This is a genomic window from Streptococcus mitis NCTC 12261, assembly GCF_000148585.2.
GTDB lineage: Bacteria > Bacillota > Bacilli > Lactobacillales > Streptococcaceae > Streptococcus > Streptococcus mitis.
This window is the reverse complement of record NZ_CP028414.1, coordinates 518,290-542,899: the sequence shown is the minus strand read 5'-3', so window position 1 is coordinate 542,899 and position 24,610 is coordinate 518,290. Positions and strand designations below refer to the sequence as shown.

Below are 24,610 nucleotides of genomic sequence, written 5' to 3'. Positions count from 1 at the left end.
GAGCTCGGGCTAAAATCCTAGTGAAACAAAAAAATCTACACGATCAGAAAAGTCTCTATCGTGCCATTTTCATACATGATATATAGTCCAAGTAGAATGAATACTAAGGGCACAATGATTCGCTCGTATTTTTCAATTGTCTCGAATATTAACGGAATAGAGGATAACACCCGACTAAGCTCGCATAAGATAATTATGCCGATTACAAACACAAGCAACGCCACGAGGGTCTGTGACCAATCTAACGAAGCAAAATAAGGTATATAGATACCTAAATTATCTCCGCCAGACGCAATTGTCAGCAATGTAACTGTCCAAAACAGTTGATTTGCCTTGCTTTGTTCTAATCTTTCAATAATTTCTTCCTCTTCTTCCTCTTCTTCCTCACCTTCTCCAACAATTGCAAAGCGAATCCCTAAATAGATAGGAATTAAACCAAGCAATCCAACCATCCATTCTTCAGGCACGAAATTAACAACATAAGCAGCAACTAAACTCGCCCCTACAAGTAAGCCTGTGCCTAGATATTGCCCCGCATAAATATGCCATTTTTGTTTATTCTGTGATAGCTGTGCAAATAAAATAATTAAAATAATTAAATAATCGATACTGGTGGAAATATAAACACCAATAGCAGATATGATTGTCTGTCCCATAAAAAACCTCCTGTATTGGTCAGTAATAAATCAGCAGATTTTAGGAGAGCACAGACACATTAATTTAGCTATCGCTAGTGGGTAATGTCGAACATAGGAAAGCATTTTACTCCTCCTCAAAACGTAGTTACAAAGTAATTTCTAACTGGAATTCAGTAACTACTTCCATGTAGAGTATAACATACTATACTTTACTTCGTAAAGTGTGGGCTCTCCGAAGGGGCTTGCAGACAGCTACTCGGCTTTTCAAGCCGAGTAGCTACGCACCTTTATGGTGTAATTAGCTGATACCATTTGAGGTTTTTGTAGTCTCCAAAATTGTGACCGATAAAACCTCAATAAAAAAGCCCTCTGAAGTCCGAGAGCTGATTTGAGCCCGGGCTAAAATCCTAGTGAAAAAGATGAAACTCCTTGTGTTCATCGAACACGGTGTCGTTTCCCTATTTTCATACGGATTTCTTACGCCCTTAGCATCATGATTCTTGCTGGATAAAACGTTTATAGATTAGGCGGTAAGCCGAAGATTGTACAAAATTTTTAGTAAAAGATAAATTGTAAGAATAAGTGCAACATTTACTTGAACTCATCCTCTAGGGCTTCACAAGCATTTCTGTAAGCTAAACACTTTCGTGGTCGGTGATTGATGTCATATAAGGCCTTTTTCAAAGCCTCATCAGAAATAGCGGCTAAATCTGTTTTCTTTGGGAAATATTCTCTTAGTAAGCCATTTGAGTTTTCATTGCTTCCTCTCTGCCAGGAATAATAGGCATACTCAAAGAAAAAGGGAATTCCTAAGTTCTCTACCAGAGGATAGCAGGCAAACTCTAAAATTGGAATTTCATGTTTGTGTATCATCTGTTGCCTCCTAAGTTTTAAGAATTATTATATCAAAAAATAACCACTGTAATATGATTTCATAGGAACTACTTCCCAAGAATCACAAAGAAAAACCAATTAAACAATGTACATAACTGAAAAGAAAGGACATAAATCTGCTTTAGTCAGAAACATGTCCTTTTTGTGTTTTATTTTAAGAAATATCATTTCAGTCGGCGTTTATTTCCACAAACCACCTAAAATCTGTTTTTCCAACAAATTCAAGTCTTCTTCTCTTATGTCACTATTGTCGCTAACGATATAGAGTTGGGCAAAGTAGGCCAATAAGGGACCTATAAAAATACGAACCATTTGAGGAACCGTGATTTCAGGATTCACTCGTGAATCTGCTATCAATTCCTTATGGAGTACTAATAATTTATCCTGAAGAGTATTCCAAATATAAAGTTGTTCTTTTCTCAGTTTCTTATTTGAAAAAATTTCCTGAAGAATAATTTTCATCAAAGCGCGATTCGTTTTGAGATAGGCCATACGATTTTGGACCAGATAATGCACCTTTTCTTCAGTCGTTTCTAAGGCTAAAAGTTCTTCAAAAAAACGACCGAAAAGTCCTGGAACAACAGGGTGCAAAATAGCCGTTAATAAATCTTCTTTGGTCTTGAAATACTTGAAGAGCGTTGCTTGGCTAAGTCCCGCATGTTTGGCAATTTGTAAGGTGGAGGTCCCATTGTAACTCTTAGTAGAAATCAAATCGACCGCCGCCTGCATGATTTTTTTCTTTCCCTTGGGATAGTCTGCCCCCTTTAGATAAGCTTCAAACGACTCAAAAACACTCTCACTCATTTTCATCCTCGTACATTTACATTTTATACTTTACGGTAACGACGCAAGCCGACAATATTGAGAACTGTCAAAGCGACAAGGAAGACTAGTAGAACACCAATATTTGGTAAAATATCTCCAAGTCCACGTCCGTAAAGAATAATCTGACTCATCGCATCACCTGAGTAGGTCAAAGGCAAGAATTTCCCTAGCGTTTTTACCCAGTCTCCCATTGAATCAAGTGGAATGATTCCTGAAAAAAAGAGTTGCGGCATAATCACAAGAGGAATAAATTGCATCATCTGGAATTCTGATTTTGCCAAGGTAGACAAGAGAATTCCGAAGGCTAGTGCCACCAGAGCCAGTACCACATTAACTATTATAACATTTAACAGACTTCCGACAACTTCAATTTTCAACAACCAGATGGCTGCTAGAACGACTACTCCTGTCTGCAGTATGGCAATAAAGCCGTAAGACAACATATAGCCGTAAACAATTTCCGAACGTTTAACTGGGGTTGCCAACAAACGATCTAGGGTTCCGCTAGTACGTTCTTTCAAGAGTGCCATCCCTGAAATCAAAAAGACAAAGAAGAAAACGACGAACCCAAGCAAAACAGGAATCATTTTAGCAAAGAAGCCGGTGTCCTCGTTACCATATTCATAAGATTCCTTAATTTCAGGAGATTTTACCTTTAGTTCTAATTGCGGAAGGGATTGCTTCACACGGGCTAATAATTGATTAGTGTCTTCACTGGCAATACTGGTGCGTAATACTTGTCGGATCACCGAAGTTTTAGAGGCATCTGTATTAGCATAGGCTACATTATATTCCCCATCCTTATAAGAGATAACTGCATCTACTTTTTCATCGTTTAAAGCCTCTTTAGCTTGATCCAAGTCTTTGTATGTTTTGACACTGACATGCTCTAAGTCATCCATCCTACTTACCAAACTACTTGGCACATCTTGTATCGCTAGCTTAACAGTCACCGTTGTACTAGCCGAAAACATGAGGTTCATCAGCCACATAATAAAGACTGGTGCCACAAACATTAGGGCCAGTGTCCGTTTGTCACGTAGCAATTCTTTGATGACTTTTTTTGCAATGGCAATTGTTCTCATTTCATTCTCCTTCTGCTTTCAAAAAGACTTCTTCAATACTTGAAACACCATAAGATTCTTTTAGCTTGGATGGTGTATCAAAGGCTATGATTTTTCCACCTAATAGTAGACCGACCTTATCTGTCAGCTCTGCCTCATCCATGACGTGAGTTGTGACCAAAATCCCTACACCCTTGTCTCTATGCGCCATCAACTCTCGCCAGATTTTCTTTCGAAGAGAAGGGTCGATTCCAACCGTCGGTTCGTCCAAAATCAAGAGTTGAGGGTTTCCTAAAAGCGCAATAGCCAGCGACAAGCGTCGTTTCATCCCTCCGGAATAACCAGACACGGCCTTATTTAAATGATCTGTCAAGTCTACCACTTGAGCCACATGGGTAATTTCAGCTGTCAAATCTTTTTTAGGAATCCCTTTTAGCTGGCCGAAAAATTCCAAGTTTTCTTGTCCTGACAAAGCCTCATAAAGAGCATCTGACTGGGCCATATAGCCAATATCTCCCAGAATATGACGATTGGGCATGGTCTGGTCTAAGACTAAAGCGATACCGCTATCTGCCTTTTCCATCCCTAACATGGTTTTAATCATGGTTGATTTACCAGCACCAGAAGGACCGATTAGACCAATGATTTCCCCAGACTGTAATTCAAAACCAACGTGGTTTAACACAAGTTGTTGACCAAAAGATTTTTGTAAATCTTGTAAATGTAGCAATGTTTTCATTTACTTCCTCCTAGGTGAGCGAGCACTTACTTTTTTAAAGATAAATCTATTATAGTGAGTGAATACTCACTTGTCAAGTGATGATTTGAATTTTTTTAAAACAAAAAATCTCCCCGTAGGGAGAATATCTGGTTTATTTTACCTTACAGTGCTAGGAACCGTAACCTAAGATTATACTTGAGCATACCAAGGTAAGGTGACAACGTAAAAAGCCCTCTGAAAATCAGAGAGCTCCAGTCTTGCTGGATAAACCGTTTATAGACTAGGCGACGAGGCGAAGATTGTACAAAATTTTTAGTGAAACAAAAAAATCTCCCCGTAGGGAGAATATCTGGTTTATTTTACCTTACAGTGCTAGGAACCGTAACCAAAGATAATACTTGAGCATATCAAGGTAAGGTGACAACGTAAAAAGCCCTCTGAAAATCAGAGAGCTACAGTCTTGCTGGATAAACCGTTTATAGACTAGGCGACGAGGCGAAGATTGTACAAAATTTTTAGTGAAACAAAAAAATCTCCCCGAAGGGAGATCATTCTGGTTTATTTTACCTTACAGTGCTAGGAACCGTAACCGAAGATAATACTTGAGTATATCGAGGTAAGGTGACAACGCAATGTAAGTGGAAAATAAAGCAGATTAACGACGAAGTCCTAGAGAGTTGATCAACTCACGGTAACGGTTAACGTCGTTTTTACGCAAGTATGCAAGCAAGTTACGACGGCGACCGATTTTTTTCATCAATCCACGGTAAGTAGCGTGGTCTTTTTTGTGTTGTTTGATGTGTTCGTTAAGGTGGTTGATTTCCCAAGTAAGGACAGCAACTTGAACCTCTACTGAACCTGTATCACCTTCGTGACGTGCATATTGTGCGATGATTTCATTTTTTTTCTCTTTTGAGATTGCCATGATGTTTCTCCTTTTTATTTGGCTTCATCCGAGTGACAGGTTGGCATGCCTGTAACCAAGAAGAAGTTATTTGTCTTTACGACAATCCCTATTCTACCAATAACTAACTTCTTTGTCAACAGATTTACTTTCTTGTTTTAAAGATGCTATAATAATCATAGCAAGAAATCTAAGTTATCTGTTTTTTAAAACGAGGTGATTATCATGCGTAGATTCTATTTCCATCTCCCCTACTATCTGGTCATATTTTTCTTTTATTGGCCACTTTATGAGTTGTTCTTGCTAGTTGTTTCTGACCCCCTCACACTCAAGGGACTCTATATAAACAATCTTCTCTTCTTTACACCTCTGGTAATCTTGATTATATCGCTACTCTATAGCTACCGTTTCCGTTTCTCACTTTGGTGGTTAATTGGTAACGGACTGCTCTTTTGCTTTACTATCATAACTTTTGGTGAGTTTATACTAATTTACTTGCTAATCTATGAAACCTTGGCTCTGGTGGGCATGGCTTCCGGTATTGGCATCAAGCATATTCTACAAAAATGAAAAACAAAAAACTTTCACAAAATCCTTGAAAAATCTCACAATCATGCTATAATAATCCATAGAGACAAGTCACTTAGTCCCTTTCTACTAGAGAGTGCGTGGTTGCTGGAAACGCATAGGAAGTCTAAACTGATACTACTCTTGAGTTTTTATGAAAACATAAAACGGTGGCCACGTTAGAGCCAATCAGAGGTGTCCCTCTTTTTTGAGGAACATAAATGAAGGTGGAACCACGTTACGACGTCCTTTTTAGGATGTCGCTTTTTGTTTTTCTAGCTTTCACAATCCTCTGTCCCTGTTTTCAGAATAGGGTTAACACATTCGTCAATAATATAAGTAAGGAGAACATCATGATTAACATTACTTTCCCAGACGGCGCTGTTCGTGAATTCGAATCTGGCGTTACAACTTTTGAAATTGCCCAATCTATCAGCAATTCCCTAGCTAAAAAGGCCTTGGCTGGTAAATTCAACGGCAAACTCATCGACACTACTCGCGCTATCACTGAAGATGGAAGCATCGAAATTGTGACACCTGACCACGAAGATGCCCTTCCAATCTTGCGTCACTCAGCTGCTCACTTGTTCGCCCAAGCAGCTCGTCGTCTTTTCCCAGACATTCACTTGGGAGTTGGTCCAGCCATCGAAGATGGTTTCTACTATGATACTGACAACACTGCTGGTCAAATCTCTAACGAAGACCTTCCTCGTATCGAAGAAGAAATGCAAAAAATCGTCAAAGAAAACTTCCCATCAATTCGTGAAGAAGTGACTAAAGACGAGGCACGTGAAATCTTCAAGAACGACCCTTACAAATTAGAATTGATTGAAGAACACTCAGAAGACGAAGGTGGTTTGACCATCTACCGTCAGGGTGAATACGTGGACCTTTGCCGTGGTCCTCACGTCCCATCAACAGGCCGTATCCAAATCTTCCACCTTCTTAACGTAGCTGGTGCTTACTGGCGTGGAAATAGCGACAACGCTATGATGCAACGTATCTATGGTACAGCTTGGTTTGACAAGAAAGACTTGAAAAGCTACCTTCAAATGCGTGAAGAAGCCAAAGAACGTGACCACCGTAAACTTGGTAAAGAGCTTGATTTATTCATGATTTCTCAAGAGGTTGGTCAAGGGCTTCCATTCTGGTTGCCAAATGGTGCGACTATTCGTCGTGAGTTGGAACGCTACATCGTAGACAAAGAGCTAGCTTCTGGCTACCAACACGTCTACACTCCACCACTTGCTTCTGTTGAGCTTTACAAGACTTCTGGTCACTGGGATCATTATCAAGAAGACATGTTCCCAACTATGGACATGGGTGACGGGGAAGAATTTGTCCTTCGTCCAATGAACTGCCCGCACCACATCCAAGTTTTCAAACACCATGTTCACTCTTACCGTGAGTTGCCAATCCGTATCGCTGAAATCGGTATGATGCACCGTTATGAAAAATCTGGTGCCCTCACTGGTCTTCAACGTGTACGTGAAATGTCACTCAACGACGGTCACCTCTTCGTTACTCCAGAACAAATCCAAGAAGAATTCCAACGTGCCCTTCAGTTGATTATCGATGTTTATGAAGATTTCAACTTGACTGAATACCGCTTCCGCCTCTCTCTTCGTGACCCTCAAGATACTCATAAGTACTTTGATAACGATGAGATGTGGGAAAATGCCCAAACTATGCTTCGTGCAGCTCTTGATGAAATGGGTGTGGATTACTTTGAAGCCGAAGGTGAAGCAGCCTTCTACGGACCAAAATTGGATATTCAAGTTAAAACCGCTCTTGGAAAAGAAGAAACTCTTTCTACTATCCAGCTTGACTTCTTGCTTCCAGAACGCTTCGACCTTAAATACATCGGAGCTGATGGCGAAGAGCACCGTCCAGTTATGATTCACCGTGGTGTTATTTCAACTATGGAACGCTTCACTGCTATCTTGATTGAGAACTACAAGGGTGCCTTCCCAACATGGCTTGCACCACACCAAGTAACCCTCATCCCAGTATCTAACGAAAAACACGTAGACTACGCATGGGAAGTAGCTAAGAAACTCCGTGACCGTGGTGTCCGTGCAGACGTAGATGAGCGCAATGAAAAAATGCAGTTCAAGATCCGTGCTTCACAAACAAGCAAGATTCCTTACCAATTGATTGTTGGGGACAAGGAAATGGAAGACGGAACTGTTAACGTTCGTCGCTATGGCCAAAAAGAAACACAAACTGTCTCAGTTGATGACTTTGTTCAAGCTATCCTTGCTGATATCGCCAACAAATCACGCGTTGAGAAATAAGAGATAAAACCTGGGATAAAATCCTAGCTACCTAAAAAGCAACAACTATTTCAGCTGTTGCTTTTTATATTTTATTTAACCTGAGCTAGTAGTGATTGATCAAACCACCACACAAGATTTGCTTTCATGAGTTAGATATGGTCAATATCCTCAATCCTTGTCTGCTTCATTTTCTTTTACGAGATCTTTTTGTGAATCCTTTTCAGAGAGTTTTTGATCGATATACTTGTTAATGGTTTCATAAAATTCCTTGGTCGAATCACTGTCTAATTTTGTCGAATTATGAACTTGATTGACTTTCAATTGAACAGATTGAATACCGTAAGAGGCTTGTTTTTGGTGGAGCGTTTCTAATTCTTCTTCTGAAAGCGGATCTCCAACAACCGTCAAGACCAACTCATTGTTTCTTGATTTGTAGACTTGATTAATGACCGTGTGATTGGCGAACTCTTTTCCTACAAACTGTTTGATTCCTTCTTTTCGCGCTTGATCTATCGTTAGAGTGACTGCTGAATAGCTGGCCGGAAGAATCAATAATACAATCAAGGATATCAACCCAATTCTCATTTTAATGTTTAGCTCTTTAAATGAACTTAAGGGAGATTTTCTCATCATAATTCTTGTTCCAACAATGTTGATTAGCATGATAAAGACACAGTTGATCAAGAAAAGATAGAGAGCCCCAAATAAAAATCGTACATTTCCATTAGCTAAACCGTAACCTGCAGTGCAGATAGGTGGCATCAGAGCTGTTGCGATGGCTACTCCTGGTACGATATTGTTTGCTTCTTTTTTCCTTGAACCAATGAAACCTGCTATCCCACCAGCAATAGCAATGAGCACATCCCAAATTGTTGGAGAGGTTCGTGCAATCAATTCGCTACTTTCATAAGATAAGGGAGAAATCCAGAAATACAGAGCCGAGACAAGCAAGCTAACCAATACTTGGGTAAATAAAACCTCTAGAGATTGCTTGATTAAACGCGTATCAAAAATAGCTAAACCAAATCCGAGTCCAACAATCGGTGTCATAAGAGGGGAAATCAGCATGGCTCCAATAATGACAGCTGTTGAATTCATATTTAGGCCAATAGAGGCAATAAAAATCGCACACATCAAAATCACTGTATCTCTTAATCGAACATGAAGATCATCATATAATTTCTCACGGTATTCACGTGTTGAATAGTTTCCGGTCATTGGTTACTCCTTTTATTTCATATAATCTTGTTTCTGCATAGATGATGGTAGAGAGACTTCTGTCCAATCTTACATATTTTTCTTCTCACCTATTATTCTTTTGAAAATAATCCTCTAAGTATCCGTCAGTCCATCCTTAACATTATATCAAAAATTTTACAGTCTTTCTCTGAGGAAATCTCTCAATTTAACAGATAGATGAAGCAAGAAATTTTTGTTTCCTTATCCGAAGAAGGAAAAACGATATCTCCTGAACCTTGATACTATGCGTTTTATTCTTTATAATTTAGCTATTTCAAAATTACAAGTTCTCCATTCTTAATTTCCCAAACTTGGTCAAACTTACTTAATAATTCGTTTTGGCGATGTAAAGTAACAATGACGGCACTTGGTAGTTCCAGAACTCTTTCCAATTCCATTTTAAACTGATTAGTATCCAAGGCAGAGAAAGGTTCGTCTAGGATAAGCAATGGATTTTTACGATTTTTCTCACGATTTAAATACATTCGTTGTTGCTGACCACCTGACAGGGATTGTGGTGGAATTTTTTCAAAATCTTCTTCTCTGAATTTTTCATTGAAACTATTGAATAGCGTTACATTATTTTCATAACTTGAAATAAATGTATGTTCTTGTTGCAGAATCATACCGAATCTTCCCCAAAGATGGTCCAAAACAAGCCCATCTAGCACAATTTGTCCTTCAAAATCTTCATCTGTTCCATTTAAAATGTTGAGAAGACTACTTTTTCCAGACCCATTCTTACCAATAAGCGCAATTTTATCCCCTTTTTGAATCGTAGCGGAAGTAATTATCAATTTTGATTCTCCCATTTGTTTGGAAATGTTTTTCAAAGTAATCGTATCAAAAGAATGTTGAGGTGCTTGAACTGAAACGGGTCTCCCAACAATGTTTTGAAAACTCTTGATTACAGGCTTTACGGACTCTAACATTTGTAAATCATAAAGGATTTCCTGTATTGGTTCAGAAAAAGCATTAATATATCCGAAACTCGCCACCACCTCAGGAATACCGAGTTGCTGGTGAGATAGAGAGTAGGCTAAATAAATAAACAGAACAAGACTAATGAATTCAAAAGAAACACCTGTCAATAAGATGCCAGTAATTTTTGTCAAACCATACTTAAAATACTTATCCTGCAAATTCTTTAGAGAACTCTTTTGTTGATTCAAAAAATGCGACATAGTTAGTTTATTTACCAAATGATGTCCCATGAGCAAATCCTCCAAAGTTCGATAGTAATCTCCTTGTTTTTTCAAGTAAACCTGTCTGCGATTAGCGGTCAACTTCCCAACGATTTTAGGAATTTGAATACTAATTCCAGTGGAAAAGATTAAAATCAATGATACAATAGGATTAATTGTTCTGCTAATAATGAAAGCGTAAATGATGATACGTAAAATTTGTTTGATAAAACTCATCAATGGAGGAAGGTAATCCTTTTCCAACGAATCTAGGTCATTAGATTGATAGGAAATATACTCTGCTACTGTTTTCTGCTTGAAATCGTGGTGACTGAGTCCCAGAAGTGAACGAAACCACTCATTTTTCAAAGTAGTCGAAAAGATAATCCCCTGCTTCCAATCAAGTATCATTTGGATATAGTTACAACTCAAATAGCCAGCCACTGACATAGAGTAACCATATAGAGCTACTTGATAATCCCCTTTGATTAATGCCTGCGTGAAATACGGTAACAAAGCTGTGCAGATATTCGATACTACACCAAAAAGAAAATTAAAGAAGAGATACCATCTAATAGTTTTAAGATATGGTAGCATATACGATACTCCTTACTAATGCGTTTTTTTACATATCGCAGAACAATCTCTACTATTCCCTATTTCAGATAGTGCGATACTCGGACATTGAGTGCAATAATTGTAAATCACACAAGTACTGCAGTTTTTACTATCATTCAAAATAAAAAGAAAGCTGCAGTTCTTTTAATCCTGTATCAACGATTCATTCTGAAATCGAATAGGAGACATTTCCCAAGTCTACAATTCACTTCATCTCAAATTAATTTCTGTAATTCACCCTTAGTTTATAGATTTTATACTCAACAAAAGTATAAAGCATACAAAACTTCACTTTGAACCAGTATTTATACTATATTCCGTATTAAAAATTCTATTATTGGTTTTGAAAAAAACAGTCTTCAAATATCCTGAAATATAGCAAAAAGAGATTGGGTAAAAACTCATTGTCTCTTCTCACTCAAGGACTAAGTTCACTTGAGCAAACTGAATCCGCACTGTCGTTCCTTTTCCGACCTCAGACTCGATGCGAATCTGGTGCCCCAGTTCTTCAGAAATTTTCTTAGATAGGTAGAGGCCAAGTCCAGATGACTGCTGGGTTAGGCGTCCATTATATCCTGAAAAGCCACGTTCAAAGACTCGGAGGACATCACTGTTTTTTATCCCGATTCCCGTATCCTTGATACAAAGCTCTTGCCCCTCCATATAAATCTCCAGACCACCTTCCTTGGTGTACTTGAGACAGTTTGAGATGATTTGCTCAATAACCACTAGCAGCCACTTTTTATCCGTCACGATTTCTTTATCAAGGTCATGTAGATTGACATTTAAGCCTTTTTGAATAAAGAAAAGAGCATATTTACGAATTATTTCCTTGACCAAATCCTCAATTTGCACCTGCTTTAAGACCAAATCATCATGAAAACTTTCTAAACGCAGGTACTGTAAGACTAGATTAGTATAGGAGTCGATTTTGAAAATTTCCTGTTCTAATTGCTGCTTCAGTTGGCGGTCGGCTACTTCTGCAACTAAGAGTTGACTAGCTGCAATGGGGGTCTTAATCTGATGAACCCACAAGGTATAGTAATCCAGCAAATCCGTCAATTTTCTTTCTGAATCTGACCTCTGCTGATAAAGTTCCATCTCACGCGCTTCTAATTTTTCTGCTAAAACTATTTCCAAAGGAGATTTGGCTTCCCTCTCCCCATAGAGAATTTCCTGACGATAGACCTGCATTTCCACCAATATGTCCCAAGTGAAAAATAAGATGGTTACAAAGCAACACAAGAGGAAAAAGTAGAGAAAGTAAATTCCCAAACTGGCAAATAAAAACTGAAAGAGTAAGAGCAGAAACGTCAAAGAAATCAGATAGACAAACAGACGACTACGGGAACGCAGATAGGCTAGAAAAAATTGTTTCCAATCAAGCATGCTTTAATCCGTACCCTATCCCTTTCTTGGTTTCGATAAATCCTACCAAGCCCTGCTCTTCCAACTTTTTACGCAATCGAGCCACATTAACAGATAGGGTATTGTCATCAATGAAAAAGTCACTGTTCCAAAGTTCCCGCATGAGATCGTCACGCGCTACAATATTGCCCGCATGCTCAAACAAAACTCGTAAAATCTGGAATTCGTTCTTGGTCAAATTCAAGACTTGCCCTTGATAATGTAAATCCATTGATTTGGTATTGAGGATAACACCAGCATATTCCAGTAAACTCTCGTCACGCCCAAACTCATATGAACGTCGCAACAAGCCCTGAACTTTGGCTAAAAGAACCTGCTGGTCAAAAGGCTTGGTCACAAAGTCATCCGCCCCCATATTGATTGCCATGACAATATCCATAGCCTGGTCTCTCGAAGACAGAAACATGATGGGGACCTTGGAAATCTTGCGAATTTCCTGACACCAGTGATAGCCATTAAACAAGGGCAGTCCAATATCCATGAGGACCAGATGAGGCTCCGACTGGACAAAAAGACTCAAAACTTCCATAAAGTCTTCTACCAGCACCACTTCAAATCCCCATTCAGAGAGCATTTTCCCGACCTGTTGACGAATAACCTGATCATCTTCTACTAATAAAATCTTGTGCATGCGCTCCTCCTTTTCTATTATTATAACAGATTTTTCAATGCTAGAAGATCTGAAACTGAATTTGAAGCAGCTTGTTTTTAGGCAACAAAATGAGGCAATCCTACTAGCTAATTTAAGGGAAATTTGATAAGATAAATAAAAAGAAAGGAGCTCTTATGGCCAATATTTTTGACTATCTGAAAGATGTCGCACACGATTCCTTTTACGACCTACCTTTGAATGAATTAGATGTTTTAGCCTTAACAGAAACCACCTACCTCTCCTTTGATAATCTGGTCTCCACAACTCCTCAGCGACTTTTAGACCTGGCACCTCAGGTTCCAAGAGAGCCTAACATGTTGACCAGCAAAAATCGCCTCCAGCTATTGGATGAATTAGCTCGACACAAACGCTTCAAAAATTGCAAACTCTCCCATTTTATCAATGACATCAATCCTGAATTGCAAAAACAATTTGCAGCTATGACCTACCACCTCAATCTCGATACCTATCTGATTGTCTTTCGTGGGACTGATGACAGTATCATTGGCTGGAAGGAAGATTTCCACCTGACTTATATGAAGGAAATTCCTGCTCAAAAGCATGCCCTCCGCTATTTAAAGAACTTTTTTGCCCACCATCCTAAGCAAAAGGTCATTCTGGCTGGACATTCCAAGGGAGGAAATTTAGCCATCTATGCTGCTAGTCAAATTGAGAAAAACTTGCAAAATCAAATCACAGCAGTTTATACCTTTGATGCGCCTGGTCTCCACACAGAATTGACACAAACCGAGGGCTATCAAAGGATAATGGATAAAACCAAGGTCTTCATTCCACAAGGTTCCATCATCGGTATGATGCTAGAAATCCCTAACCAGCAAATCATCGTGCACAGTACTGCTTTGGGTGGTATCGCCCAGCACGATACCTTTAGTTGGCAGATTGAGGACAAGCACTTCGTCCAACTGGATAAAACCAACAGTGATAGCCAACAAGTTGACATAACCTTCAAAGAATGGGTGGCCACAGTCCCTGACGAGGAACTCCAGCTCTACTTCGATCTCTTCTTTGGCACCATTCTTGATTCTGGTATTACTTCTATCAATGACTTGTCTTCCTTAAAGGCTATCGAACACATTCATCATCTCTTCGTCCAAGCTCAATCCCTAACTCCAGAAGAAAGGGAAACTATGGGACGTCTCACTCAATTATTGATTGATACCCGTTACCAAGCATGGAAAAATAGATAGTACTCTTGAAAATCAAATGTATACAAAACAAAAGACCTAGAATACATACTTTCATGTGCATTCTAAGTCTTTTTAAATAGAATCTGACTACCAAATAATTCCTTTGTAGGCTATCAAAATGAGTGCTAATAGCAGGACATAAAAGGCAAGGAAAAGCCATTTCATTTTGACACAGAGAGCTACGTACTCCCGAATAAAAGCAGATGGTATGTAGTAGCCTGCCGTCCTACATCCGAGGCCATCTCCCTTCATTTTTAACTTACGAGCATAGGTACTTGTTCTAAAGACATGATAATCATTTGTTACAAAGAGGAATTGAGGTTTGGCTACCAGCTTCTCACCAAGTTCCTTAGAAAAGAGAAGGTTCTCGTAGGTAGTCCTTGATTGGTCCTCCAGGATAATCCCATCTTGGGGAACATCGGTCTCTTCAAGCAGATAGTTTGTAATAGCCTGCGCTTCAGAAATCTTCTCATCTCCTCCTTGACCACCACTAGCAATGATTTTGATATGAGGATTCTTAGAATTGTGGTAAGCTTCTACTGCCTTATCAATTCTCCTCTTTAGCAAAGGTGTTACCTTTTCTCCGTCTAACAAACCTGCACCATGAATGATGATAAAATCATAATGCTTCTTCTTAGGAATAAAGAGATACAAGATAGAGTACAACATAAAACCCACAAAAGCAAAACCAAAAATAAAGTAAGAATAAGCAATAAATGCAAATAAAATGTTTAGAAAGTGATTGGTGTAAAATAATTCATTTCTATCACCCAATCGAAATGACATCAAGGCAAAAAATAACAAAATGACTATTCCAAGGAGCATTGAGAGATAATTAGCCTTTGAACGTCCCTCTCGCTTCAGCAAGATAAGGCCATTATAGATTAAAAAGATGCCACTTAGAAAAAGCAGTATCGGAAGTAAAATAAAGGGAAATATAAAAAAAGCGAAATGAATCTTCTCATACCCATTTTGATAAAAAAGGTAGCCTAGATAAAAATAACTGGAAATGAGGGATAATAAGAATAATACTGGATTCCACAAACTTCTATTATCTTTCCAAAATGACACTATAAAGGCTAATACAATTCCTATAACAAGATACATTTCTTCCTCCTTTAATGATTCTATTTTATCACAATTTTACATAGAGAAAAAGAGGGCATCTACCCCTCTCACTCCTTCATTTGACTCTCTGCATCGGCTACGACCTGTTCTAGACTGGTCTGACCAAGCTCAGCCTCCATAGCCAGCTGGATTCTCTCCAATTTTTGATCCAAAACATCATGAATATGAGCTCCAACTGGGCAATTTGGATTTGGATTGTCATGAAAACTGAAGAGTTGGCCTGTCTTACCAAGACATTCGACCGCTTGATAAACATCTAAAAGACTAATGTCTTTGAGATCCTTAACAATCTCTGTTCCGCCCGTTCCGCGCGCGACTGAAATCAGCTCTGCCTTCTTCAACTGGGACAAGGTCTTTCTGATAATGACTGGATTGACCCCGACACTAGCAGCCAGAAAATCACTGGTCACCTTGCTTTCCTTCCCCTCGAGGGCAATAATTATCAGCATATGAGTCGCAATGGTAAATCTACTTGGAATTTGCATCCTCTTCTCCTTTTTACGAGGCTACCCTGCCTCTACTCTTCTTTTTCTATTATTATACCCTTTTTAGTTGTAATGTCAATCGTTACCACTTTTCAACCAAGCATCTAATTCCCTATCATAGCCCTCTTTCTGGGCTAATTCTCTCAGAAATTCCTGATGATGAGTATGGTGGATACCATTGACCAGACTTTCATAGTAAACCTCAAAATAGGGAAGTTTGAGGTCTTTAGCTAGCTGCAATTCAGCTGCCACATCGTAGTCCACCCGTCGGAAGTCCATATCTACCAAGCCCTTGTCATCAAACTCCAAAATCATATACTGGGCCCGTAAGTCCTTCCGCAACTGGGCATCTAGAAAGAAAGGTTGCCCAATCGAACCTGGATTGACAATCAATTGCCCACCAGTCCCGTAACGAAGCAACTGCTGGTGGATATGACCATAGACAGCAATATCACAAGGCGGATTGGTCACCAAGCGGTCAAAATCCTCTTGTTCTCCAGTGTGAATCAACTCTCTCCCCCAGTTCTTATCAGGAAGATGATGGCTAATTCCCACCGTCAAATCCCCAAACTGACGATGAATCTGGAGAGGTTGATTGTGGAGCAGTTCAATTTCTTCTAGGGAAATTTCCTCTAAAACATACTGACACTGGCGCAAGAGATAGCGTTGACTGGGACGAGTACTATCCAATTCCTTGCGGACACCATGCCACAAACTGTCTTCCCAGTTTCCCAAAACTCTAGCCGTAATCGGTAGTTGAGCCAACAAGTCCAAAATCCTTCTACGCCCTGTCCCTGGCATGAGAATGTCTCCCAAAAGCCAGTATTCATCCACTCCTAGCTGCCGCGCATCTGCTAAAACTGCCTCTAAAGCAGTGGTATTACCATGAATATCTGAAAGAAGAGCTATTTTCGTCATATCCATCTCCTCGTTTTTTCTCTTGCAATAAGTATAACATAAAAAGTCACAGCTAGAGAAATCTAGCTTTTTTTGATATACTAGATATAGATATTAGACAAGAGGAAGCGAATGACCCCGAATAAAGAAGACTATCTAAAATGTATTTATGAAATTGGCATAGATTTGCATAAAATCACCAACAAGGAAATTGCGGCTCGCATGCAAGTCTCTCCCCCTGCCGTAACTGAAATGATTAAACGGATGAAGAGCGAAAACCTCATCCTTAAGGACAAGGAATGTGGCTATCTACTGACTGACCTCGGCCTCAAATTGGTCTCTGAGCTCTATCGTAAGCATCGCTTGATTGAAGTTTTTCTAGTCCATCATTTAGACTATACAAGTGACCAGATTCACGAGGAAGCTGAGGTCTTGGAACATACTGTCTCTGACCTGTTCGTGGAAAGACTGGATAAATTGCTAGGATTTCCCAAGACCTGTCCTCATGGAGGAACTATTCCTGTCAAGGGAGAACTCTTAGTTGAAATCAATAACCTGCCACTAGCTGATATCAAGGAAGCTGGCGCCTACCGCCTGACTCGGGTGCACGATAGTTTTGACATTCTCCATTATCTGGATAAGCACTCACTTCGCATCGGTGATCCGCTCCAAGTCAAGCAGTTTGATGGCTTCAGTAACACCTTTACTATCCTTAGTAAAGACGAGGATTTACAAGTGAATATGGACATTGCAAAACAACTCTATGTCGAGAAAATCAACTAATTTCTCAAGTCCCCCAACCAACCCTGAAAGTTTTATTTTCAGGGTTTTATTTCTATCATTTGATTTTGCTTTCATTTAATTGTAGAATATTTGTAAAAAAAAAGAAAGATAGTTTAAACTATGAAAAAATCACTAAAAATTTTTGCTACATCTAAATGGTTTGACCTCTTCGGGGTTGCTTTAGTCGTTGGGATTGCGATTGCATCTGGTTACCTCAACTCCCGCCTCGATAAATTCGTAGACTGGGGACCATGGACAGCTCTTGTACCCTTTGGATTGATTTCCGTAACCAACGTTGGGATTTCCATGTTGTCCACTCGTTTCACGGGGAAATTAAGCAAATGGGGAAATTACTTTGGTATTGTTAATACCATTTTGTCCGGTGCTATTGATTATATCCTTGGAAATAAGGCGGCCATCATCACCTATCCCGTCACCTTCCTCATTTATACCTTTGCTATTAAGAAATGGGAAGCTTCGCAAGAAGGCAGACCCAACCAAATGAGCCAAAAACAGCTAAAATTGGCGGCCATCATCATTTCCATCATCGCCTTCCTCTTTGCCTTTGTGACCAACTATATCGGCTATGGAGGAAAGATGAATCTCCTTGCCTACGTAACAACTATTGCCTTTGCACTGTCCCTCATTGCCAATGCTTTTAACGCATTGAAACTAACAACTCAGTGGGGCTTTTGGTTGATTTACAATTTCGTTCAGCTGACAAAAGCTGGTATTCAAGGAAATTTTGCCAATATCGGAAAATACATCTTTTATATCCTCAATGCAATCGGAGCTTTATTTGTCTGGAATGATGAAGAAGTAAGATAATAGAAGAAAACTTAAATAAAAAAACAAGTCGACTTAAGAGAATCTCCCTTCTGCTATTTTTATCATTTTACTTGTAACTCCCATTCTTTTGGAGTAGAATGAAGTTAGATAAAAGAGGGAGGTCATCTTATGAAAAATCTCTTTAGAATCCATTTTACAGCAATTGCAGTTATCGATTTGCTACTATTCGCATTTTTTAACAAAAGACCCGAGACATCTTTGGAGTGGCTCTTGCTATCTGGTTTTATTTTCCTCCTTACTCAAGGACTCCTGTTATTTCGCTTGGTTGTCCGACTCAAACATCAATTCGCTGAGATTTATCCTCAAATCAATAAAAAGATTCGCTTCTACTATTTAGGGGTGCTCATCAGCGACTTTCTATTTTTTGTCCTTTTAGCCTTCGTTAGTTCTCATCGTTTTTCATCTCTTATGCCAATCATCACTGCTTGCCATTCTACTTTTTATTATATGACAGCTGACCACCTAAGAGAAAACTATCCAGATTTTTACGACAAACACATCTCTTTATGGGAGTGTCTATAAGGAAAAGGAGGTTTTAGCATGAAAAAAATCATCTTCATCAAAACCATTCAACTCCTTGTCATTGATGGAATCATGCTGGCATTCTTGACATTTAAAGAGGGACTTACTTGGGATTGGATTTTGATTTATAGCGGTTGGCTCATTTTCTTTCATCCTGTGCTATTGACCTATCTTTCCAACCAACTTTGTGACCACTTTAGTCACCTTTATTCCCAGATTAGACCGAGATTCTGGCGTTTTGCCTTACAAATCCTCCTATGGGATAGCCTGATCATTCTCTCCTTGCTGATTGTAAGGGGTATCCCACTTTTCCTTCAGGGAACTCTCCTCATCCTAGGACATCTCGTCCCTTCCTATCGCATCTGCCAAAGCCTGAAACAAGATTTCCCCAAGGCCTATCAAGAACCGATTTCATTTTGGAATATTTTATGATAGATAAGAAAAACCAAGCCAGCTGGGCTTGGTCTTTCTTATCTATTTTTAGTATCAAGGATAATGGTGACTGGTCCGTCATTGACCAGCTCAACCTGCATATCCGCTCCAAAGATCCCTGTCTGAACGGGTACTTCTTGCGCTAATTTTTGATTGAAAGCATCATAGAAGTCTGATGCCATATCAGGCTTGGCTGCGCCTGTAAAGGCTGGACGATTTCCTTTCTTAGTATCCGCAAAGAGGGTAAACTGAGAAATAGAGAGGATTTCTCCTTCAATATCTTTGACAGACAGGTTCATCTTGCCTTCTGCGTCTGAAAAAATCCGCATATTGACCAGTTTTCTCACAGCATAGTCCAAATCTTCCTCTTGGTCCTCTGGTCCAACACCAACCAGCAATAAGAGTCCCTGATTGATTTTCCCCTGAACCTGACCTTCGATACTCACTTGGGCTTTTTTAACCCGTTGGATAATGATTTTCATAATAGCCTTTCTAGTAAGAGCTAGGGCAATTAACCGTTAGTCCGTTTGACAGAGTAAACTTCTGGCACACTCTTAATCTTATCCACGACCGAAGTCAGCGTCGAGAGGTTGGCAATGCCAAAGGATACATGGATATTAGCAAACTTCATATCCTTGGTTGGTTGAGCGTTAACAGTTGAGATATTCTTGGTTGTGTTTGAAAGAACTTGCAGTACATCGTTCAACAGTCCTGTACGGTTGAGACCATAGATATCGATATGAGCCATATACTCCTTATTTGAGTTTGAATACTGGTCTTCCCACTCCACATCAAGGAGACGTTGCTCGTAGTTTTCTTGGGCACGCAGGTTCATACAGTCCACACGGTGAATAGCCACACCACGACCCTTGGTAATGTAGCCGACAATATCATCGCCAGGAACAGGATTACAACACTTGGCAATCCGCACTAGGAGACCTGAGGCACCTTCAATGACCACTCCACCCTCATGCTTAACCTTGAGGGTTTCTTTGTTCTCAACCTTGATCTCGCCACCTTTGACAAGCTCTTCTGCTTCCGCCTTGGCCTTGGCACGTTCTTCTTCACGGCGTTCCTTTTCAGTCAGACGGTTAAAGACAGTAATAGCACCGATTTCTCCAAAACCAATGGCTGCAAAGAGGGATTCTTCTGTCTTGTAGCTGGTCTTTTGCAGAACTTGGTCCATATGACGCTTGTCCATGAATTTATTGGCCATATAGCCATTTTCTTGGAACTGAGCCATCAGCATTTCACGACCCTTGTTGACAGACAATTCCTTATCTTGATTTTTAAAGAACTGACGGATCTTGTTGCGGGCCTTGCTGGTCTTGACCATATTGAGCCAGTCACGGCTAGGTCCAAAGGAGTTCGGGTTGGTGACAATTTCAACCTGATCCCCTGTCTTGAGCTTAGTTGTCAGAGGAACCATACGGCCATTGACCTTGGCACCCGTCGCTTTTTCACCGACTTTTGTATGGATTTCGTAGGCAAAGTCAATCGGTCCTGAATCTTTTGGAAGGGAACGGACAGCTCCATCTGGGGTAAAGACATAAATCTCCTCAGCCAGATAGTTTTCCTTAACTGAATCGACAAATTCCTTGGCATCATCAGCCTGGTCTTGGAGCTCCATCATCTCCTTGATCCAGTTCATCCCAATAGCTGATTCCTTGCTGTTAACCTGCCCCTTGATGCCCTTCTTATAAGCCCAGTGAGCCGCAACCCCGTACTCAGCCACCTCGTGCATTTCCTTGGTCCGAATCTGGAATTCAATCGGCCCTTTTGGCCCATAGACAGTCGTATGGATAGACTGATAACCATTGGCCTTGCGGTTAGCGATATAGTCTTTGAAACGACCTGGCATTGGTTTCCAAAGTTCATGCACATAACCAAGCATGGCATAAACATCACTTTGGGTATCTAAAATACAACGAATAGCAATCAGGTCATAGATTTCCTCAAAACGTTTTCTCTTATCCTGCATTTTGCGGAAAATCGAGTAAATATGCTTGGGACGACCATAAATCTTCCCTTTTAAGTGACGATCTGTCGTATATTCCTCTAATTTTGTGACTACCTCATCCACCAAGGCTTCACGCTCTCTGCGCTTTTCCTTCATCATATGGGTAATCTTGTAAAACTCCGTTGGGTTGAGATAACGGAAAGACAGGTCTTCCAATTCCCATTTAACGCTAGAAATCCCCAAACGGTGAGCAAGTGGTGCATAGATTTCCATGGTTTCTTTGGAAATGCGCTCCTGCTTGTCTTTTCGAAGGTGTTTCAGGGTCCGCATATTGTGCAAGCGGTCAGACAGTTTGACCAAGATAACACGGATGTCCTCAGACATGGCCATGAGCATCTTGCGATGATTTTCAGCCAACTGCTCTTCGTGAGACTTGTACTTGACCTTACCGAGCTTGGTAACTCCATCGACAATCACGCGCACATCAGGACCAAACTCTCTTTCCAAATCGTCCAAGGTCGCATCAGTATCTTCCACCACATCATGCAAGAAACCACAAGCTACTGTTACAGCATCCAACTTGAGTTTGGCTAAAATACCTGCCACTTGGATAGGGTGAATGATATAAGGCTCGCCTGATTTGCGATACTGGCCACTGTGGCATTCAACGGCGTAAACCAAGGCCTTATGGACAAAAGCCACATCTTCTTCCCGATAAATATTTCTGTGTTAAAGCGACAACTTCATCGCCTGTTAAATTCACTTCTTTTGGCATCTCTACTCTCCAATTCTTCCTACCATTTTATCACTTTTTTAAGAATATGAAAACTAGAAAAAGAGGATTCTGAAGCTATTCAATTTGTTGGGATGGATGATAGAATAAGATTCAAACTTAAAAAATAAAATTATCTGATTTTCATCTAACTTTTTTGAAATATAGTCTACGCTAAAAGTTAGTGAAATAAAAATCTTTTCTTCTGTTTAAATAAGAAAAGGTTTGATATTTTGGTAATTTTCTAACATTTTTAGTGTATAATGGTAATATAAACAGTTTTTTTACGATGATTACTGAATTTTCATTTTTCTAGAAAGGCAAACAACATGAAATCACACAAAAGACTGACACTTTTAGCCTTGGCTTTTCTTGGACTAACAAACCAAGTCGTTTTGGCTGATGATACTAGTCATTCCGCTACTAACCCTATGACTAGTTCAACTAGTAGCTCAACAAATACTTCCACTAGTCATTCTACTAACAGTTCTACAAATACTTCTGCTAGTAGTTCTCAAGCTAGTACAGAAACTTCGTCGAGCACAGCTAGTTCAAGTGAGCAAGAAAGCAAACCTTCTCTTTCCACAGAAACCAAACCCAATCAACCTATACAAACTGGCTGGGTAAAAGAGGGGAACAAGTGGACTTTTTATAGTCAAACTGGGGTCAAATTTACAGATACCCTCTATGAAGGTTATTTCTTTGATAGTCATGGCTACTTGCTTGAAAACAGCTGGTACCAAATGGGAAACAATTGGTACTATATCAATGGTTCAGGTAAATATTTATCCAACCAATGGAGCCAAATCAATGGCAAGTGGTATGCTTTTGATGGCTATGGTAGAATGTTGGCCAATGTCTGGAAAGGCGATTACTACCTCAAATCCAGTGGTGCTATGGCAGATAGGGAATGGGTCTACGACCAAAGCTACTCTAGTTGGTTTTACCTAAAATCTGGCGGACGCTATGCCCAAAAACAATGGATTGGTTCCTACTACCTTAAATCTGGTGGCTACATGGCCCATAAGGAATGGATCTACGACCAAGACTATCAAGCTTGGTACTATCTTAAGGACGATGGTGTGTATGTCACAGGAACCTATGCAGTTGATGGTAAAAACCAGCTCTTCCAAGGGAATGGAAAATGGGTTCGTGAATTAGCACAAGGTTTTCAAAAAGGACATTACTCTAAAACTATCTTTCTTGATCCAGGTCACGGTGGTAAGGATCGCGGGGCTTATTACTATGGCATAGCTGAAAAAGAATTGAACCTACAAGTTTATCGTAAGCTACGTAAACGACTAGAAGGACTCGGCTATACCGTTCTCACCTCTCGAGATAGTGATATAGACGTTAATTTTATTACCGAGCGTTCTCGTATGGTCAACAAGACCAATGCTGACTTTTTCATCAGCCTTCATTTCAATGCAAAAGGGAATAATACAACCGTTAATCTTGGCATCCAGACCTATTCTTACAAGGATGAACCTGGTTTCCCTAGCAAGATTAACAAGGATTGGCACAACAATCCTGAACGGATGAGTGAAAGTAATCGTCTCGCAGCTGATATCCATTCTTCACTGCTAGCTGAAACTGGAGCTAGGGATGCTGGGCTCTTGCAAGCAACCTTTGCTGTTCTCCGTGAAACAGCTAAACCAGCTGTTTTGCTGGAGATGGGATATATGGATAATCCAGAAGAAAACCAAAAAATCCGCAGCAGTGACTACCAAGATAAACTAGTTGAAGGGATTATCAAGGGAATCCAAAAATATTATGCTGGTAATTAAAACAGTTTAAGCCTCGAACTAACTCGAGGCTTATTTTTTATCCAAACCATCTTCTTCTTTCTAGAACTATTTCGCTTTTCAGCTTATTCTTCCTAACTGTGCTATACTTATCTTAGTACATTCTTTGAGATTGGAGCTAATATGAAAATCCATAAAACCGTGAATCCTGTTGCCTATGAAAACACCTATTACCTAGAAGGCGAAAAGCACCTCATCGTTGTCGATCCTGGTAGCGATTGGGACGCTATTCGTCAGACAATAGAGAACATCAACAAACCGATCTGCGCTATTCTCCTTACCCACGCCCATTATGACCATATCATGAGTCTGGACTTAGTTCGCGAAACTTTTGGCAATCCTCCTGTCTATATCGCAGAGAGCGAAGCTAGCTGGCTCTATACTCCTATCGATAACCTCTCTGGTCTCCCTCGTCATGATGATATGACAGATGTGATCGCAGAACCTGCTGAACACACCTTTGTCTTTCATAAGGAATATCAACTGGAGGAATTTCGTTTCACTGTCTTGCCAACACCAGGGCACTCTATCGGCGGTGTTTCTATCGTCTTTCCTGGTGCTCACCTAGTTTTGACAGGAGATGCCCTATTCCGTGAAACTATTGGACGAACCGACCTTCCAACTGGTAGTACGGAGCAACTCCTCCATAGTATCCAGACCCAACTCTTCACCCTACCAAACTATGATGTCTATCCAGGGCATGGTCCAGCTACGACCATCGCCCATGAAAAGACCTTTAATCCTTTTTTCTAGTAA

Annotated in this window: 21 protein-coding genes and 3 pseudogenes; 9 read left to right on the top strand and 15 right to left on the bottom strand. The window is 40.0% G+C overall.

The window, feature by feature from the left end; genetic code table 11:
* Positions 1 to 35 precede the first annotated feature (35 nt).
* The 6 genes and pseudogenes from SM12261_RS02985 to rpsO all read right to left on the bottom strand — a co-directional run bounded on the left by SM12261_RS02985 (position 36) and on the right by rpsO (position 5,067).
* Positions 36 to 656, bottom strand: coding sequence for a CadD family cadmium resistance transporter (locus tag SM12261_RS02985; protein ID WP_000531727.1), 621 nt, complete (start codon positions 654 to 656; stop codon positions 36 to 38).
* Between the two features lie 573 nt (positions 657 to 1,229).
* Positions 1,230 to 1,481: pseudogene (locus tag SM12261_RS02980) on the bottom strand (transposase); the annotation flags it as partial.
* Positions 1,482 to 1,712: 231 nt separating this feature from the next.
* Positions 1,713 to 2,336: a TetR/AcrR family transcriptional regulator gene (locus SM12261_RS02975; protein ID WP_000004586.1), complete on the bottom strand. Its 624-nt coding sequence runs from the start codon at positions 2,334 to 2,336 to the stop codon at positions 1,713 to 1,715.
* 23 nt (positions 2,337 to 2,359) lie between these two features.
* Positions 2,360 to 3,442 carry an ABC transporter permease gene (locus tag SM12261_RS02970; protein ID WP_001259053.1) on the bottom strand — a complete coding sequence of 361 codons (1,083 nt, stop codon included), beginning with the start codon at positions 3,440 to 3,442 and terminating at the stop codon, positions 2,360 to 2,362.
* 1 nt (position 3,443) lies between these two features.
* Complete coding sequence (locus SM12261_RS02965; protein WP_000854373.1) at positions 3,444 to 4,160, bottom strand: ABC transporter ATP-binding protein; 717 nt, start codon at positions 4,158 to 4,160, stop codon at positions 3,444 to 3,446.
* Positions 4,161 to 4,797: 637 nt separating this feature from the next.
* Complete coding sequence (rpsO, locus tag SM12261_RS02960; RefSeq protein ID WP_001018251.1) at positions 4,798 to 5,067, bottom strand: 30S ribosomal protein S15; 270 nt, start codon at positions 5,065 to 5,067, stop codon at positions 4,798 to 4,800.
* Between the two features lie 204 nt (positions 5,068 to 5,271).
* Between rpsO and SM12261_RS09715 the strand changes: the two are divergent.
* Both SM12261_RS09715 and thrS read left to right on the top strand, forming a co-directional pair.
* Positions 5,272 to 5,645: pseudogene (locus SM12261_RS09715) on the top strand (hypothetical protein).
* A gap of 321 nt (positions 5,646 to 5,966) precedes the next feature.
* Positions 5,967 to 7,910, top strand: a complete 1,944-nt coding sequence (gene thrS, locus SM12261_RS02950; protein ID WP_000608360.1) for a threonine--tRNA ligase — start codon at positions 5,967 to 5,969, stop codon at positions 7,908 to 7,910.
* A 150-nt stretch (positions 7,911 to 8,060) separates the two neighbouring features.
* Here the strand turns inward: thrS and SM12261_RS02945 are convergent, their stop codons facing one another.
* The 4 genes from SM12261_RS02945 to SM12261_RS02925 all read right to left on the bottom strand — a co-directional run bounded on the left by SM12261_RS02945 (position 8,061) and on the right by SM12261_RS02925 (position 12,992).
* Positions 8,061 to 9,110 carry a DUF389 domain-containing protein gene (locus tag SM12261_RS02945; protein WP_000147504.1) on the bottom strand — a complete coding sequence of 350 codons (1,050 nt, stop codon included), beginning with the start codon at positions 9,108 to 9,110 and terminating at the stop codon, positions 8,061 to 8,063.
* 290 nt (positions 9,111 to 9,400) lie between these two features.
* Positions 9,401 to 10,912, bottom strand: coding sequence for an ATP-binding cassette domain-containing protein (locus SM12261_RS02940; protein ID WP_000938204.1), 1,512 nt, complete (start codon positions 10,910 to 10,912; stop codon positions 9,401 to 9,403).
* A gap of 435 nt (positions 10,913 to 11,347) precedes the next feature.
* Positions 11,348 to 12,322: a sensor histidine kinase gene (locus tag SM12261_RS02930; protein ID WP_000887959.1), complete on the bottom strand. Its 975-nt coding sequence runs from the start codon at positions 12,320 to 12,322 to the stop codon at positions 11,348 to 11,350.
* On the bottom strand, positions 12,315 to 12,992 hold the full coding sequence (locus SM12261_RS02925) for a response regulator transcription factor (RefSeq protein WP_000548991.1): 678 nt from the start codon (positions 12,990 to 12,992) through the stop codon (positions 12,315 to 12,317). The genes SM12261_RS02930 and SM12261_RS02925 overlap by 8 nt, the downstream gene beginning before the upstream one ends.
* 155 nt (positions 12,993 to 13,147) lie before the next feature.
* Here SM12261_RS02925 and SM12261_RS02920 point away from each other — a divergent pair, with 155 nt between their 5' ends.
* Positions 13,148 to 14,221: a DUF2974 domain-containing protein gene (locus SM12261_RS02920; protein WP_001273807.1), complete on the top strand. Its 1,074-nt coding sequence runs from the start codon at positions 13,148 to 13,150 to the stop codon at positions 14,219 to 14,221.
* An 87-nt stretch (positions 14,222 to 14,308) separates the two neighbouring features.
* Here SM12261_RS02920 and SM12261_RS02915 read toward each other — a convergent pair whose 3' ends face one another.
* From SM12261_RS02915 to SM12261_RS02905, 3 genes are all read right to left on the bottom strand, one after another.
* Positions 14,309 to 15,328 (bottom strand): YdcF family protein, encoded by a 1,020-nt coding sequence (locus tag SM12261_RS02915; RefSeq protein WP_000281605.1) that lies wholly within the window; start codon positions 15,326 to 15,328, stop codon positions 14,309 to 14,311.
* Positions 15,329 to 15,396: 68 nt separating this feature from the next.
* Positions 15,397 to 15,834: an Rrf2 family transcriptional regulator gene (locus tag SM12261_RS02910; protein WP_001166788.1), complete on the bottom strand. Its 438-nt coding sequence runs from the start codon at positions 15,832 to 15,834 to the stop codon at positions 15,397 to 15,399.
* Between the two features lie 75 nt (positions 15,835 to 15,909).
* Entirely contained in the window at positions 15,910 to 16,752 is an 843-nt protein-coding gene (locus SM12261_RS02905; protein ID WP_000160949.1) for a metallophosphoesterase family protein, read from the bottom strand.
* Positions 16,753 to 16,863: 111 nt separating this feature from the next.
* Between SM12261_RS02905 and SM12261_RS02900 the strand changes: the two genes are divergently transcribed.
* From SM12261_RS02900 to SM12261_RS02880, 4 genes are all read left to right on the top strand, one after another.
* A complete protein-coding gene (locus SM12261_RS02900) occupies positions 16,864 to 17,514 on the top strand; it encodes a metal-dependent transcriptional regulator (protein WP_000188514.1) in 651 nt (216 codons plus the stop codon).
* Positions 17,515 to 17,634: 120 nt separating this feature from the next.
* Positions 17,635 to 18,342, top strand: a complete 708-nt coding sequence (locus SM12261_RS02890; protein ID WP_000749110.1) for a nicotinamide mononucleotide transporter — start codon at positions 17,635 to 17,637, stop codon at positions 18,340 to 18,342.
* 129 nt (positions 18,343 to 18,471) lie between these two features.
* Positions 18,472 to 18,885 (top strand): hypothetical protein, encoded by a 414-nt coding sequence (locus SM12261_RS02885; protein ID WP_000792891.1) that lies wholly within the window; start codon positions 18,472 to 18,474, stop codon positions 18,883 to 18,885.
* An 18-nt stretch (positions 18,886 to 18,903) separates the two neighbouring features.
* On the top strand, positions 18,904 to 19,317 hold the full coding sequence (locus SM12261_RS02880) for a hypothetical protein (protein ID WP_000720028.1): 414 nt from the start codon (positions 18,904 to 18,906) through the stop codon (positions 19,315 to 19,317).
* Positions 19,318 to 19,355: 38 nt separating this feature from the next.
* Here the strand turns inward: SM12261_RS02880 and dtd are convergent, their stop codons facing one another.
* Together dtd and SM12261_RS02870 are read right to left on the bottom strand one after the other, a co-directional pair.
* Positions 19,356 to 19,799: a D-aminoacyl-tRNA deacylase gene (gene dtd, locus SM12261_RS02875; RefSeq protein ID WP_000691419.1), complete on the bottom strand. Its 444-nt coding sequence runs from the start codon at positions 19,797 to 19,799 to the stop codon at positions 19,356 to 19,358.
* 29 nt (positions 19,800 to 19,828) lie between these two features.
* Positions 19,829 to 22,052 (bottom strand): annotated as a pseudogene (locus tag SM12261_RS02870) (RelA/SpoT family protein).
* 326 nt (positions 22,053 to 22,378) lie between these two features.
* On the opposite strand from SM12261_RS02870, the gene SM12261_RS02865 reads away from it, so the two are divergent.
* Positions 22,379 to 23,836, top strand: coding sequence for an N-acetylmuramoyl-L-alanine amidase (locus tag SM12261_RS02865; protein WP_000835272.1), 1,458 nt, complete (start codon positions 22,379 to 22,381; stop codon positions 23,834 to 23,836).
* 141 nt (positions 23,837 to 23,977) lie between these two features.
* Entirely contained in the window at positions 23,978 to 24,607 is a 630-nt protein-coding gene (locus tag SM12261_RS02860) for an MBL fold metallo-hydrolase (protein WP_000690841.1), read from the top strand.
* Positions 24,608 to 24,610 lie beyond the last annotated feature (3 nt).

Excerpts from the sequence above, each read along its gene's own strand:
- SM12261_RS02985 (WP_000531727.1), bottom strand. The coding sequence starts at position 656 with ATGGGACAGACAATCATATCTGCTATTGGTGTTTATATTTCCACCAGT.
- SM12261_RS02975 (WP_000004586.1), bottom strand. The coding sequence starts at position 2,336 with ATGAGTGAGAGTGTTTTTGAGTCGTTTGAAGCTTATCTAAAGGGGGCA.
- SM12261_RS02970 (WP_001259053.1), bottom strand. The coding sequence starts at position 3,442 with ATGAGAACAATTGCCATTGCAAAAAAAGTCATCAAAGAATTGCTACGT.
- SM12261_RS02965 (WP_000854373.1), bottom strand. The coding sequence starts at position 4,160 with ATGAAAACATTGCTACATTTACAAGATTTACAAAAATCTTTTGGTCAA.
- rpsO (WP_001018251.1), bottom strand. The coding sequence starts at position 5,067 with ATGGCAATCTCAAAAGAGAAAAAAAATGAAATCATCGCACAATATGCA.
- thrS (WP_000608360.1), top strand. The coding sequence starts at position 5,967 with ATGATTAACATTACTTTCCCAGACGGCGCTGTTCGTGAATTCGAATCT.
- SM12261_RS02945 (WP_000147504.1), bottom strand. The coding sequence starts at position 9,110 with ATGACCGGAAACTATTCAACACGTGAATACCGTGAGAAATTATATGAT.
- SM12261_RS02940 (WP_000938204.1), bottom strand. The coding sequence starts at position 10,912 with ATGCTACCATATCTTAAAACTATTAGATGGTATCTCTTCTTTAATTTT.
- SM12261_RS02930 (WP_000887959.1), bottom strand. The coding sequence starts at position 12,322 with ATGCTTGATTGGAAACAATTTTTTCTAGCCTATCTGCGTTCCCGTAGT.
- SM12261_RS02925 (WP_000548991.1), bottom strand. The coding sequence starts at position 12,992 with ATGCACAAGATTTTATTAGTAGAAGATGATCAGGTTATTCGTCAACAG.
- SM12261_RS02920 (WP_001273807.1), top strand. The coding sequence starts at position 13,148 with ATGGCCAATATTTTTGACTATCTGAAAGATGTCGCACACGATTCCTTT.
- SM12261_RS02915 (WP_000281605.1), bottom strand. The coding sequence starts at position 15,328 with ATGTATCTTGTTATAGGAATTGTATTAGCCTTTATAGTGTCATTTTGG.
- SM12261_RS02910 (WP_001166788.1), bottom strand. The coding sequence starts at position 15,834 with ATGCAAATTCCAAGTAGATTTACCATTGCGACTCATATGCTGATAATT.
- SM12261_RS02905 (WP_000160949.1), bottom strand. The coding sequence starts at position 16,752 with ATGACGAAAATAGCTCTTCTTTCAGATATTCATGGTAATACCACTGCT.
- SM12261_RS02900 (WP_000188514.1), top strand. The coding sequence starts at position 16,864 with ATGACCCCGAATAAAGAAGACTATCTAAAATGTATTTATGAAATTGGC.
- SM12261_RS02890 (WP_000749110.1), top strand. The coding sequence starts at position 17,635 with ATGAAAAAATCACTAAAAATTTTTGCTACATCTAAATGGTTTGACCTC.
- SM12261_RS02885 (WP_000792891.1), top strand. The coding sequence starts at position 18,472 with ATGAAAAATCTCTTTAGAATCCATTTTACAGCAATTGCAGTTATCGAT.
- SM12261_RS02880 (WP_000720028.1), top strand. The coding sequence starts at position 18,904 with ATGAAAAAAATCATCTTCATCAAAACCATTCAACTCCTTGTCATTGAT.
- dtd (WP_000691419.1), bottom strand. The coding sequence starts at position 19,799 with ATGAAAATCATTATCCAACGGGTTAAAAAAGCCCAAGTGAGTATCGAA.
- SM12261_RS02865 (WP_000835272.1), top strand. The coding sequence starts at position 22,379 with ATGAAATCACACAAAAGACTGACACTTTTAGCCTTGGCTTTTCTTGGA.
- SM12261_RS02860 (WP_000690841.1), top strand. The coding sequence starts at position 23,978 with ATGAAAATCCATAAAACCGTGAATCCTGTTGCCTATGAAAACACCTAT.